General features: G+C 64.3%; 9 protein-coding genes. 7 read left to right on the forward strand and 2 right to left on the reverse strand.

The window, feature by feature from the left end:
* Window positions 1–7: 7 nt before the first annotated feature.
* Complete coding sequence (gene asnB, locus KOI47_RS32580) at window positions 8–1,858, reverse strand: asparagine synthase (glutamine-hydrolyzing) (RefSeq protein WP_216210909.1); 1,851 nt, start codon at window positions 1,856–1,858, stop codon at window positions 8–10.
* Window positions 1,859–2,383: 525 nt separating this feature from the next.
* On the opposite strand from asnB, the gene KOI47_RS32585 reads away from it, so the two are divergent.
* The 7 genes from KOI47_RS32585 to ispG all read left to right on the forward strand — a co-directional run bounded on the left by KOI47_RS32585 (window position 2,384) and on the right by ispG (window position 11,474).
* Window positions 2,384–3,562 carry an IS30 family transposase gene (locus KOI47_RS32585; protein WP_232376118.1) on the forward strand — a complete coding sequence of 393 codons (1,179 nt, stop codon included), beginning with the start codon at window positions 2,384–2,386 and terminating at the stop codon, window positions 3,560–3,562.
* A 367-nt stretch (window positions 3,563–3,929) separates the two neighbouring features.
* A complete protein-coding gene (locus tag KOI47_RS32590) occupies window positions 3,930–4,955 on the forward strand; it encodes a polyprenyl synthetase family protein (RefSeq protein WP_216210911.1) in 1,026 nt (341 codons plus the stop codon).
* Window positions 4,956–5,099: 144 nt separating this feature from the next.
* Window positions 5,100–6,230, forward strand: a complete 1,131-nt coding sequence (locus tag KOI47_RS32595; protein WP_269756681.1) for a family 2 encapsulin nanocompartment cargo protein terpene cyclase — start codon at window positions 5,100–5,102, stop codon at window positions 6,228–6,230.
* A 20-nt stretch (window positions 6,231–6,250) separates the two neighbouring features.
* Window positions 6,251–7,096: a geranyl diphosphate 2-C-methyltransferase gene (locus tag KOI47_RS32600; RefSeq protein WP_216210916.1), complete on the forward strand. Its 846-nt coding sequence runs from the start codon at window positions 6,251–6,253 to the stop codon at window positions 7,094–7,096.
* A gap of 262 nt (window positions 7,097–7,358) precedes the next feature.
* Entirely contained in the window at window positions 7,359–8,531 is a 1,173-nt protein-coding gene (gene ispH / locus KOI47_RS32605; protein WP_216210918.1) for a 4-hydroxy-3-methylbut-2-enyl diphosphate reductase, read from the forward strand.
* Window positions 8,528–10,426, forward strand: coding sequence for a 1-deoxy-D-xylulose-5-phosphate synthase (locus KOI47_RS32610; RefSeq protein ID WP_216210920.1), 1,899 nt, complete (start codon window positions 8,528–8,530; stop codon window positions 10,424–10,426). Before ispH ends, KOI47_RS32610 begins: the two co-directional genes overlap by 4 nt.
* Complete coding sequence (gene ispG, locus KOI47_RS32615; protein WP_216210922.1) at window positions 10,368–11,474, forward strand: flavodoxin-dependent (E)-4-hydroxy-3-methylbut-2-enyl-diphosphate synthase; 1,107 nt, start codon at window positions 10,368–10,370, stop codon at window positions 11,472–11,474. Before KOI47_RS32610 ends, ispG begins: the two co-directional genes overlap by 59 nt.
* A 484-nt stretch (window positions 11,475–11,958) precedes the next feature.
* On the opposite strand, the gene KOI47_RS32620 is transcribed toward ispG, so the two are convergent.
* Window positions 11,959–13,317 carry a tetratricopeptide repeat protein gene (locus tag KOI47_RS32620; RefSeq protein ID WP_216210924.1) on the reverse strand — a complete coding sequence of 453 codons (1,359 nt, stop codon included), beginning with the start codon at window positions 13,315–13,317 and terminating at the stop codon, window positions 11,959–11,961.
* Window positions 13,318–13,975 lie beyond the last annotated feature (658 nt).

Genomic DNA, 13,975 nt, shown 5'->3' on the forward strand with positions numbered 1-13,975 from the left:
GTGCTGGTCAGAGGTCGACGGACACGTTGTAGGTCTCCAGCCAGGCGTTGAGCCAGAGCGGGGTTTCCAGATCGATCCGGTCGATCTGCGAACTCGTCTCACTCCGCGGTCGTCCCAAGCGCTGTCGCACGCCTTCCGGATCGAGCAGGGGCAGGATCGGTGCGGTCCCGCCGGCCACCACCTCGGCGAACTCGTCACGCAGGTTATGCTCGTAACCAGCGTCGGCGGTGGTGGGATACGGACTCTTCACCCGCTGCGCGATCGACTCCGGCAACAGGTCCGCGGTCGCGTGCCGCAGCAGGCTTTTTTCCCTGCCATCGAAGTTCTTCATCGCCCATGGCGCGTTGAAAACGTACTCCACCAGCCGGTGATCGCAGAACGGCACGCGAACCTCGAGGCCGACCGCCATACTGATCCGATCCTTCCGATCGAGCAACGCGGGAAGGAAACGGGTCAGATTGAGGTAGCTCACCTCTCGCATCCGCTTTTCCAGACCCGTCTCCCCCGGCGCTACCGGCGTCTCGGCGATAGCGCTGTGGTAGCTGTCCAGCCGATGGGCCGGCAGGTCGAGCCGGGTGAGCAGACCACGATCGAGCAGCGGGGTGCCGTCAAGGAAGGGGCCGGTCGTACTGGTCAGCCATGGGAAGGTCTCCGCAGTGAGCACTTCCGGGTCATGGAACCAGCGGTAACCACCGAACACCTCGTCCGCGGACTCTCCGGACAACGCCACTGTCGAGTGTTCCCGAATGGACCGGAACAGCAGATACAGGGAGGGCCACGTGTCACCGAAATACATCGGTGGTAAGTCGGTCGCGCCGAGCACGGCCTTGCGAATCTCCGGAGCCGTGAGGTCGTCGCTGTCCAGCAGCACCTCCGTGTGATCAGCGGACACATGGTCCACCAGTTCCCGCACGAACGGCGCGTCCGGGGTGGGCCGCATCGGGTCAGGGACGAAGGTCTCCGCCACGCCGAGGAAGTCGACCGAGAACGAGCGAACCGCCTCGGATCCCTTGCCGGCAAGGGACTTGGCCGCGATCGCGGTGATCACCGACGAGTCGAGGCCACCGGAGAGCAGGCTGCACAACGGCACATCCGCGATCAGCTGCCGCTCGACGATGTCTTCCAGGAGCTCCCGGACGGTTTCGATGGTCCGTGGCAAGGGATCCGCGTGCTCGTGTGCCTCCAGCTTCCAGTAACAGTGCTTGGTCAGCCCCTCCCGCCGCAGCCGGACCAGATGGCCGGGCCGGACCTCGTACATGCCCTTGAAAATCGCTTGTTCGGGGGTTCCCACCAGGTCGAGCAGTTCACGCAGTCCGTTGGCGTCCACCCGGGGCGTGACCATGGGATGAGCCAGGATCGCCTTGGGCTCGGAGCCGAAAATCACGCCATCCGGAGTCGGGAAGTAGTACAGCGGCTTGACACCCATCCGGTCGCGGACCAGCAGCAGCTCCTCCCTTCGCACGTCCCAGATCGCGAAGGCGTACATCCCGTTGAGCCGGTCCACCATCGCCGCGCCCCACTCCAGATACGAACGCAACAGCACCTCGGTGTCACTCTGGGTACGAAACCTGTGGCCACGGGCCTTCAGCTGCGCGCGCAGCTCCAAGTAGTTGTAGATCTCCCCGCTGAAGGTCAGCACTGCCAGTGTGCGCTCGTTCTCAGCCACCGTCATGGGCTGACGGCCGCCGGGCAGATCGATGATCGACAACCGGCGATGCCCGATGGCGGCGCGCGGGCTCAGCCATATTCCCTCATCATCGGGCCCGCGACGGGCCATCGTCTCGGTCATGGCCTGAACGGTCTCCCGTTCATCCGAGAGATCACGCTGGTAGTCCACCCACCCCACGACGCCGCACATATCGTCTCCCTTCTGCGAGAGTGAAGGCTCTGACTCCAGAGGCAGGCCTCCTCCAGCGCTATGAAACGCGGCAGCACCTTGCTCCGAGTCCGTTCGGAGGTGAATCCCCGGTCATGGTTGGACGGCAACATCTCGTTGCCGTCCAACAGGTCACGCGATGCCTCGGCGGCCGTCCGGTAGCCCGGGCCCGCTTCGATGTCTACCGTGCTCATCAGCATCCCTGCCGTTGTCGGCATCCGGCCGCCGTTCGATCGTCAGCGAATGGCCCGGAGCCTAGCGAGACCTCCGGGGGACCGGCTTCTCTGACGTTGCCCGGTCGGCGTCGCCTTCGCGGCAACACACGGTCATGTACGCCCGCTCACCAACGCGTGAACCGCCATTCAGAGGGCAGATGAGCGGGCCGCATCCACGATCCGGGGCCAGATCCCCGGAATGAGCTCGCGGCTGTCGGTTCCGGCTGAATACTGACCCCCTGGTTCCGCTTGGGTTCCAGTGCTTGTCGCAACACTCCTGGTAGAAGAGGGCGTGCTGATGGCGAGGCGTGGAGCGAAGCGGCGGCTGGATCTTGAGTCGCGGTACTGGCAGTTGATCCTGTCGGGGGTAGGGACGGTCGAGGCGTGCCAGATCATCGGGATCGGCCGTAAGACCGGCTACCGCTGGCGGGCGGAGAACGGCGGGCTCCCACCTGCGTTGGTCGCCGAGGAGGCCCGTTCGAGCCGATATCTGTCCCGGTCCGAACGGCAGCGGATCGCCACCCTGCGGGCCCAGAAACTGTCGATCCGGGAGATCGCGCGGCGGATTTGCCGTCACGCTTCCACGGTCAGCCGGGAGCTGCGCCGCAACGTCCGGCCGCATGATCAAGGGCGCTACGACGCTGACCTGGCGCATTCCCGGGCCCGGCAACGTGCGCGTCGGCCGCGCCAGGCTCGGTTGATCCAGGATTCGCAGCTGCGGGCGGCCGTGCAGGCGAAGCTTGAGCTGGAGTGGAGTCCCGAGCAGATCGCCAACTATCTGCGGTCCGCTTTCCCTGATCACGCCAGCTGGCACGTGTGCCACGAAACGATCTACCAAGCGCTCTACCACGGTGGCAAGGGCGGTCTGAGCCGCCGGCTCACGCAGCGTCTGCGTACCGGCCGGGCGTTGCGCAAGCGTCGCCGCCGCGCTGATCAGCGACGGAGCCGGTTCGTCGCGCCCACTCTGCTGATCGAGCACCGCCCGGCGGCGGCCCACGAGCGGACCCGCGTTGGTGATTGGGAAGGTGACCTCATCGTGGGCCGCGGCAACCAGTCGGCCATCGCCACCCTTGTCGACCGCTCCAGCCGCCTCCTGCGTCTGGTTCACCTGCCCGGCAACCGCGGCGCCGACACGGTCCGCGACGCCCTGATCGCTGTCCTGGGCGCCCTTCCCGAAGCAGCGCGACTGACGTTGACCTGGGACCAAGGATCCGAAATGGCCTACCACGAACAGATCGCACCGCTGCTGCGTGAAGGTGTGTTCTTCGCGCACCCAGGAAGTCCATGGCAGCGCGGCACGAACGAGAACACGAATGGCTTGCTGCGCCAGTACTTTCCCAAACGCACCGACCTCGCGATCCATACGCCCGAGCACCTCGGCATGGTCGAGCACAAGCTCAACCACCGGCCACGCAAGACACTCGGATGGCGGACACCCGCCGAGGTCTTCCACAACGCCGTGGCATCATAGACCCCGTCACCGTTGCGACGACCGCTCGAATTCGCCCTGGAACCCAAGCGGACCAGGCGGGTCACGATTCGACCGGCGTTGACAGCGGCGTCTGCGTCCGGTTGCTGCCTGTTGGCGTCGGGCTCGCCTCGATCATCGAACAAGATCGACTGCGGTTTAACGCTGCTGAACGTTTAACACCTACGTCGCTTCCGGGTGTGTGCGTGGCTCAGGAACTCATCTTGAATGACAGAGAGCACGCCGTTTACAGCATGTCACGAGATGCGATAAGTGAGAGAAGGTGCGGATCGATGGCAGCATCCGAAGTACCGACCGAGGAACACTCGAAGCGTGAGTTGCCGACGGTCGGCCGATACGGACGATCGCGATGACGACCACGCGCGTTGACGTCGAGGCGGTCTTAAGGCGGGCGCGGGCGGTTCTGTACCCCGCCTTGCGTGAGGCGGTGGACACCTTGCCAGCCCCGCATCGCGCTGTGGCTCGCTACCACTTCGGGTGGTGTGACGAGAACGGTGTCGCTGTCCGCGGGTCGCCAGGCAAGGCCGTTCGGCCGGCGGTGGCGTTTCTGGCTTGCGAGGCAGTGGGTACTGCTGGCCGCCGTGCGACGGCGGCCGCGGTGGCCGTGGAACTGGCGCACAACTTCTCGCTACTGCACGACGATGTGATCGATGCGGATCTGACCCGGCGACACCGGACCACGGTGTGGTCGATGTTCGGGATACCGACGGCGATCCTGACCGGTAGCGCCCTGATGGCCCTGGGGGTGCAAGTCCTCGCCGCGGCTTCCTCGCCTAGTGCCGGAGCAGATGTCGCTGCGTTGACTCTGGCGGTGCAGCGGCTGCTGGAAGGCCAGGCGATCGACTCCGAGTTCGAGGATCGTACCGACGTTGAGCTGTCTGAGTGCGTAGCGATGTCCGAGGCCAAAACCGCAGCGTTGCTCGGATGTTCAGCCCTTCTGGGAGCACGGGCCGGTGGCGGCACGGACGCGCAGGTCGCGGCACTGCGCGACTTCGGTGAGCATCTTGGGTTGGTCTTCCAACTAGTCGATGACCTGCTGGGTATCTGGGGTGACCCGGCGGCTACCGGCAAACCCGTGCGTTCGGACCTCCGTGCGTACAAGAAGTCTCTGCCAGTAGTGGCTGCCCTTTGCTCCGGGACCCGAGCCGGGCAGGAGCTGGCCGAGCTGTACTTCCGGGAGAGTGAGTGGACGGAGAACGATCTGGAGCTGGCCGCCGAATTGGTCGACCAGGCGGGGGGCCGCAGCTGGGTCCAGCGCGAAGTCGCCCGGCAACTCGATCTCGCCAGCGCATGCCTGACCTCGGCTGACCTGGCTCCCCGAGCCGTGGTCGAACTGGATGCCCTTGCCACGATGCTCGCCGCCCGGGATGCGTGATGGGACGGAAGTGCCGGGAACCGGCTGGCGTGGCTACCCGGTCATCTATGCGCTCTTCGACGCGTGCGCGGTGTTCCTGGCGGTTATCGAAGCGGAGCATTCCGGTCTTGGCCGCCGAGAGCGGCTTGCGGCGACCTGCCGCCGGTGCGGTCATCGCCTACACACCGCGTCGTTCGTTCGCGCCACCACAGGCCACCTGCGAAACCACTCCGGCAGGGCCAGTGTCGAACCGACCATGCCGTCCTTCGGGCATCAGCCCGCAACATACCGAGGGAGACCACGATGCTGACCATCGGAGACCTATACTGCCCCGGGCCTGTGCGTGACGATCGAGCATTGGGTGACGAGGTCGAAGACCGCTTGATCGACTGGGCCGGGCAGGTGGGAATCTACCCTGGACGGCTCGACTCGCTCCGCGCCTGCGAGTTCGGCCGGTTGATCATGCTGACCCATCCAGCCACCGACGACCCAGATCGACTACTCGCGGCCACCAAATGTGTGGTGGCGGAGTGGGCCACGGACGACTACTACATCGACGAGGTGTCCCTCGGTAGCGATCCGCGGATCGTCGGTTCTCGCTTGGCGAACCTGTACGCCGTGGTGGACCCCGTCGATCTGTCGACGGGATATATGCCGCGGTTCGAACAGTACGTCCGACGGGAGCCGATAGCGACAGCGTTCCGTTCCGCTATCGAGCACCTGGCCCGCTACGCGACCACGTCACAGATGGGTCGATTTTACCACCAAATGGCGATCTTGTTCGTGGCCTGGAACCAACAGGCGGACTGGCGTCGCAACAAACGGATCCCGCCGGTGTGGGAGTACCTCGTGCAGCGCCACCACAACAGTTACCTGCCGCCCATGATCCTGATCGACCCAGTCGCCGGTTACGAACTGCCGGCCGCTGAGTATTTCGACCCGCGGATTCGCCGCACGTTCACCAGAGCCGGCTTCGCCAATGTCCTCCACAACGACCTGCACTCGGCTGCCAAGGAGACGGACACTGACCTCAATCTCCTCACCGTGCTCGCCGCTGAGGAACACTGTTCGACCCAGGAGGCCGTCGCCCGCACCGTGCAGATCCACAACGAGTTGATGCATACCTTCGAGGAGGAGGCCGTGGCGCTGGCTCGCTCAGGCTCACCAGCGCTGCGACGTTTCCTATCCGACACCTGGGCTTGGCTTGCGGGTAGCCGCGAATGGCACGCCACGTCCAGTCGTTACCACGAACGCGCGCACGCGCCCTCTGCACCACCACCCGATCGGCAAGCATGACTAACTAATAAGGAGTTCTCGTGACAACCTCCGACGTACTACGCACCGACTATCAGAGGTCAATCGCAAAATACTGGGACGAGGAGCGCGATCCGGTTAACCTCCGACTCGGCGATGTTGATGGTTTCTATCATCATCACTACGGAATCGGCGAGGTCGACGTCAGCGTGCTGGCCGGCCCGGAAGACGCTCGCGATGAACGGATCATTGCTGAGCTACACCGGCTGGAAAGTGCCCAAGCGAGCCTTCTGCTCGACCACTTAGGGCCCGTCGCTTCCACAGATTCCCTGCTGGACGCAGGCTCCGGGCGCGGTGGTACAAGCTTCCTCGCCCATCAGCGTTTCGGCTGCCGGGTCGACGGCGTCTCGATCTCTCAAACGCAGGTCGAATTCGCCAACGCCCAGGCTGCCAAGCGCGAAGTCGCCAGCAAGGTCCGGTTCCACTTTCGCAACATGCTCGAAACCGGCCTGGCCACCGGATCCCGTCAGGGAATCTGGACGAATGAGACGACCATGTACGTCGATGTGTTTGAACTGTACAACGAGTTCGCGCGGCTACTTCGGTTCGGAGGGCGCTACGTCAATATAACTGGTTGTTACAACGACCTCACTGGCGGAAGGTCGAAGGCCGTGAGTCAAATCGACGAGCGATACACCTGTAGCGTCCACCCTCGCAGCCGATACTTCAAGGCACTAGCGGAGAATAATCTTGTGCCCATCGCGGTGGTCGACCTGACAGCTCAAACGATTCCATACTGGGAACTTCGGGCGAGATCATCCGTGGCCACAGGCGTCGAAGAATCATTTCTCGCTGCCTATCGCGAAGGCAGCTTCCACTATCTTCTCATCGCCGCCGACAAAGTCTGAAAGCATGGCCATGCACACAGTACCCCGATTTCCGAATAACCTTACCATACTGATTAACTCAAACCGAAAGCACTCCGATTGACGCTATTCTCCACGTTTTAAAAGTAAATTGCTTGGTGGCTTGTACGGCACTCTCAGGCCTGCTCGAGGGAAGGGATACGAGGTGAACATTACCCCACCAAATACCGACCCGCGCGAGAATGCCCGGCGACGGCACGATCCCGACAGTGTGCTGGTCGCGGATAGGATACTACGAGCGAGCATGGGAGACATCGCGTGTCCGGCGGCGGATCTGCTTGACGGCGAGATACGCAGGCTTGGTATGGCCACGATCCGAGGTGCTGTGTCCGCGGACGCCGCGGACCGCGGGCCTGCGGGGCAGACCGTGTTGACTACCCAGCTGCGTGAGGGCGGCCGCGTGGTGGGGTTGGGAGTCGCCGCAGCTGGGCGTGAAGGTGGCGTCGCTGCCCGCGCGGCGCTGGCGTCGTGGGTCGCTGTCACCGGTGCTCGGCGCATCCTCCTGGCCGCGCCCCGGTCGTTCTGCGCCGGGGTGGAGCGGGCGATCGATGTCGTGAAGAAGTTGCTGGACCAGCGGCGACCCCCCATTTACGTCCGAAAACAGATCGTGCACAACCGGCATGTGGTGGCTGATCTGGAGGCGCGTGGGGTGGTGTTCGTCGATGAGCTCGACGCGGTGCCGGATGCGGCGACGGTGGTGTTCTCCGCGCACGGCGTGTCGCCTGCGGTCCGGGCGGAAGCAGCTCGCCGTCGGATGGAGGTCGTTGACGCGGCTTGCCCGTTGGTCTCCAAGGTGCATACCGAGGCTCGGCGATTCGCGGCCCGTGGTGACACGGTCGTGCTCGTCGGCCATGCAGGGCACGAAGAGGTCGAGGGCACACTCGGCGAGGCACCGGAGCAGATGGTCTTGGTACAAGATGTCGCGGAGGTGGCGGCACTCGTTGTTCCCGATCCGGAGCGAGTGTCGTATCTGACCCAGACGACCTTGGCGGTGGACGAGACCACGGAGATCATCGACGCATTGCACGCCAGGTTTCCGGCTCTGCGTGGTCCTGCCTCCGACGACATCTGCTACGCCACCACCAACCGGCAGGACGCTCTGATGACTATTGCGGACGAGTCCGACCTAGTTCTCGTTGTTGGTTCGGTGAATTCGTCCAACTCTCAACGGCTCGTGGAACTGACGCGCCGGCACGGCACTTCTGCCTACCTCATCGACGCTCCTGGGGACATCCGGCCCGAATGGCTCAACCAGGTCAGCGTGGTGGGGTTGACCGCGGGCGCATCCGCACCACCCGGGCTGGTGGATTCGGTCATCGACGCCTTGTCCGGTCTGGGCCCGGTCACGGTGTCCGAACGGGAAACCACCCGGGAGGACATCCATTTCGCCCTTCCCTCCCCTGTGAGGCATTCATGAGCGCGAGCCCTCTCCTGCCCGAACCCCGGTTGCGCCGAGTCGTCGAAGCCGCAGAACTGCGTGATCTGTCCGAGGACGAGCTCATCGGCTTGGCATCGGAGATACGGGAGTTCCTGGTTGACCACGTCTCCCGGACGGGCGGACACCTTGGTCCGAATCTGGGTGTGGTCGAGTTGACCATCGCCTTGCACCGGGTGTTCAACTCGCCGAGAGACGCACTGGTTTTCGACACCGGCCACCAAACTTACGTACACAAGATGCTCACCGGCCGTTCCGAGCGGTTCGGTTCGCTGCGCCAGCAAGGAGGGTTGTCGGGCTATCCCTTCCGCGCCGAGTCGGTACACGACCTCGTCGAGAACTCCCATGCTTCGACGGCGCTCTCCTATGCCGATGGCCTGGCGAAGGCGTTCGCGCTGCGCGGTGAGCACGACCGTACCGTCGTTGCCGTGGTGGGTGACGGAGCGCTCACCGGCGGGATGAGCTGGGAAGCGCTCAACAACATCAGCTCGGCCCGGAACCGGCCACTGGTCATCGTGCTCAACGACAACGGCCGCTCTTACTCGGCCACCGTCGGCGGCTTGCCCTACCACTTGTGCAGACTTCGCGAGTCCAGCGACAACCGGCTGCACGACTATACCTTGAAAAGTCGCCGCAACATTTTCGAGGATCTGGGCCTGGCGTATCTCGGTCCGGTCGACGGCCACGATATCGGCGACCTCGAACACTCGCTGCGACGAGCCAGAGCGCTCGACCGGCCCGTCGTGGTGCATGCGGTCACCGTCAAAGGGAAAGGCTATCCGCCTGCCGAGCAGGACCCCACCGATCGCCTACATGCCGTCGGCGTGATCGACCCTGCTACCGGCCGCCCGCCCGCCGCGAGCAAGTCGAGTTGGACGTCGGTGTTCACCGACGAACTGCTCGCCCTCGGCGCACGCCGCGCCGATGTGGTCTGCCTGACCGCGGCGATGATCGGGCCGACCGGGCTCGCCCCCTTCGCCAAGGCCTACCCCTCGCGAGTCTTCGACGTAGGAATCGCCGAGCAACATGCGGTCACCTCGGCCGCCGGTCTGGCGCTAGGCGGGATGCACCCGGTCATCGCAGTCTATGCGACATTCCTGAACCGGGCCTTCGACCAGGTTCTGATGGACGTCGCACTGCACGGCTTACCGGTCACCTTCGTCCTCGACCGGGCTGGGGTCACCGGTCCGGACGGCCCCAGCCATCACGGGATGTGGGACCTGTCGGTGTTGCGGGCCGTCCCGGGCCTACGGGTGGCGGCACCCCGCGACCCCACCCGGCTCCGGACACTGCTGGCCGAAGCCCTGGCCGTCGAAGATCGTCCCACAGTGTTGCGGTTCCCCAAGGGCGCGGCAGGCCCGGACGTCCCTGTCGTGCAGGACTTCAACGGAATCGATCTGCTGCATACGCCCAACAGTCGGGATGTCCTGCTCGTCAGCGTCGGAGCTTGCGCGGACGACGGGGTGCGTGCGGCCGAATCTCTCCAGGCTCGCGGGATCGGCGTCACTGTCGCCGATCCCCGTTGGATCAACCCGGTCAGCACCGAGTTGGTCGGCTTGGCCGCGGAGCATCGCCTGGTGGTGTGCGTAGAAGACAACGTCCGGATCGGCGGTACCGCCTCCGGGCTGGCGCAGGCCGTCACCGATGCCCGACTCGGCACCCCCGTTCACGCGCTCGGCTTGCCGTGCGACTTCCTGCCCCATGGGTCCCGTACGGATCTCCTGAGCCAGCACAACTTGGACGCTTCCGGGATCGCCGACACCATCACCGAGCTCTGGACGGGAGGCAGTTGTGAGCACTGTTCCGCTGGGAATACCCATGGTTTCGGCAACCAGCACTCGGCGCGAAAGTCGCCAGGTCGTCATCGGCCGGGGTAAGTCGGCCGTGCCAGTCGGCGGGGGCGCACCGGTATCCGTACAGTCCATGACCACCACGCTCACCTCGAACGTCGACTCCACCCTGCAGCAAATCGCCGAGCTCACCGCGGCGGGGTGCGAGATCGTCCGGGTTGCCGTCCCCTCGCAAGACGACGCCGACGCGCTGCCCGCCATCGCTGCCAAGGCGACCATCCCGGTTATCGCTGACATCCACTTCCAACCCCGCTACGTCTTCGCTGCTATCGACGCGGGCTGCGCCGCCGTCCGAGTCAACCCGGGGAACATCAAGAAGTTCGACGACAGAGTCGCCGAGATCGCCGCCGCGGCCGCAGCGGCGAGTACTCCGATTCGCATCGGTGTCAACGCCGGATCACTCGACAAAAGGATCATCGCCAAGTACGGAAGCGCTACCCCTGAAGCACTGGTTGAATCCGCGCTGTGGGAGTGCGCCCTGTTCGAAGAACACGGTTTCACCGATCTCAAGATCTCGGTGAAACATCACGACCCGATGGTCATGGTCACCGCCTACCGCCTCCTTGCGCAACGCTGCGACTATCCTCTCCATCTCGGCGTCACCGAAGCAGGCCCACCGCCACAGGGCATCGTCAAATCCGCGGCCGCGTTCGCGATCCTGCTGCACGAAGGGATCGGCGACACCATCCGGGTCTCGCTGTCCGCTCCACCGATCGAGGAAGTCAAGGTAGGCAGCCAGATTCTGGAGTCCCTCGGACTTCGACCCCGCCGACTGGAGATCGTGTCCTGTCCCTCCTGCGGTCGCGCCCAGGTCGACGTCTACACCCTCGCCGACAAGGTCACCGCAGCATTCCAGGATTTCCCCGTTCCCCTTCGGGTGGCTGTGATGGGTTGCGTGGTCAACGGCCCCGGCGAGGCGCGCGAAGCCGACCTCGGCGTCTCTTCCGGCAATGGCAAAGGCCAGATCTTCGTCAAGGGAGAAATCATCAAGACCGTTCCCGAGAGCCAGATCGTCGAAACCCTTCTCGAAGAGGCGATGAAGCTCGTGGATCTCGACGCAGAGGACACCAGCTAGCCTGTCGGCATCGTGCGACCGCGACCCGCGCACGCCTTCCGGGCCCACCCCACGGCGAGGCGTCGTGCGTCGCACCGACGCTCCCCTGCTTGCCGATCGCCTCCAGCAGGCAGGCCACCCGCTGCGTCTCGCCAGCCTGCTCAACATCGACGTCCGCAGCACTCACTACCCAAGTTGGTCGGAGCTCTGCAATCGAAGTAAATGTCATCGCGGTTACCTCCGCGGCCGATATCGATCGCCTTGGCCACTTGGACGCGGACAGGGTGTCTTCGTCGTGGCACCCGGAACCACACCCGAGGACCGCATCGGCCCGATCACACATCCGCGTCAGATGCAGGCAATCCGGTATCTTCGGCAGTCACCGTGGGCATTCTCACCACCGAATCAGCACCGGTTGGCATCTTCGGAGAACTCCTGGCACCTCTCTGAGTTCCTCGCTCCGGCACCTCCACCCGCGAGCGTCCGCTTGCCCACGCTCAACCTGCTATGAATGATCGTGCGCGTTCAACTCCGCAACTCGGCGACTCAGCGCCTGCACCTCGGGTCGGCCCGCGTGCGAACGGATCCTCGCACGCAACGTGGCCACCGCGCGATCCGCACGGCGGGACCGCAAACGCGGGTAATCGTCAAGAAAACGACGCCACGTACTGCAAGCCAGTTCCAGCTGTCCGCCGTCGAGCTGCAACTCGGCCAGCCTGGCAAGAGTGATTGCCCGGGAGCGATGTTCCGCCGACGGCCGACGACGTATCGAGCTCTTCAAGGCCGCGGCGGCCGCGCGCCGATCCCCCAGATGAGCTCGCACCGCCGCATGCTGATGCCAAAAGGAAGCATGATGGTATGCACCCACCACACTGTGATCACTACTCGCCCGGTCAAGCACCGCCTCGGTCCGCCCGAGATGAGCGAGCGCCGTCTGGCCGTCGCCCGCCGACGCCTCCGCCACCGCACACTGACCGAACAGAAACGCCTGGACCCGCCTCGAAACACGGTCGGCCGCAGCATCCGCAGCGGCCTCGGCTAGGTCAACAGCCTGACGGAAATGGCCTAGCATTCTGGCCTGAACACTCAACGCCCGCAAAGCACAAGCATACCCGAGGACGTCGCCAGCATCCCCAGCCAACCGCAGGCTGATGAGATAATACCGCTGTGCGGCACCATGAAACTCATCATCAAAACACATGAAACCGCACAGGTACGTCAGCTTCGCGGCAACAGCGCACAGGTCGCGGCGTGTCGAGGGACTTGCATCGGACCGCAACCACGGCGTGATCGTCGAACGGAGATAGCTTGCCAACGCGATACGACCATAGCCACCCCCGAAAGCGGCGTCAGCGTCGGCAAACAGCCTGGCCATAGCCACCGCCGATCTCACCTCCGCCTGTCCGATCTTGCCCACCGCCGATGGGCTTGTCGATGTGCTGGCCGCCGCCGCAGACGTCAACTCGCTCCACCCCGGAACCGACAGGGACGCTAGACGATAGGCATACCCGATCGAACCGGAATCGCGTGACGCTCCGCTTTCACTCAACCCGACCAGTTGGGCACCGACGTCCTCACCCCATAACGGATGACGATCCAGACCAGCCGCAGGCCCCAGCCCCAGCGCCTGCACCGTGATGGGCCGATTGAGCCGACGAGACAGAACCTCTGCCAACAACTCCGGGACCGGCGGCCGTGGGCGTACGCCAGACACCCACTGGGTCACCGACGCTCGCCGATATCGAAGCCTCAGCCCCGCTTCCGCACCCACCTCGTTGACCGCTCGAACCAAGGCGTCACCGGTAAAGCCCGCCTCGGCGATCAATAGACGCAGCAGTTCGTTGGGCCTCCGCGGCGACGGCATCACGTCTCCATCGGCAGCTTCCAGTGCTGGAAAGGAAGATCACGGCAGGTAAATACTCTAACGTCCGTTGAACGACTATTGCTCACGCATCCACCTCAGGGATAGACCCATCCAGGTAGTATGCCCACAGCTAAGCAACAGAAGTCGTCACTCGGAGTAATATCACCAATTGATATTGCGAACTACTAATTCATGTGAGTTAAGTTGCGACATATAATGGGTACGGACAGCCGGGACTGTCGAGCCGAGATTGGCCGCGAGGGCGGCGACATGCGTAACGATGTGAGTCGAAGACAGTGGTGTCGGATGCGGTGGGCGAGGTCGAGGTGGCGCGGGATCGGGACTCCAGTTCGACCCGGAAATCGTAAGAACCGGCAGCGTGACCTGGAGGAGCGATCAGGTGACCAGGGAGACGGCGGAGTAGCACGGCCGTTGTGTTCGGTTTACGCTGCGGTGTTATCGACGCTGTGCAGGTAAAGATCCGCCCAGCTCCACGCGACCTGCCGCAACGGCCGATTACTGGAGCCCACCAGCTCGACCGCATCCCGTCGACACCGATCCGGATACCCCGACGAACGCGACCCAGCAGACATCCTCACCCAGAACACCAGCCTCTGGAAACAAGGGGTCCGCGCCACAAGGTGCCCACGGCCAAATT

Origin of the sequence: Amycolatopsis aidingensis (genome assembly GCF_018885265.1) — a bacterium.
Classification (GTDB): Bacteria; Actinomycetota; Actinomycetes; order Mycobacteriales; family Pseudonocardiaceae; genus Amycolatopsis; species Amycolatopsis aidingensis.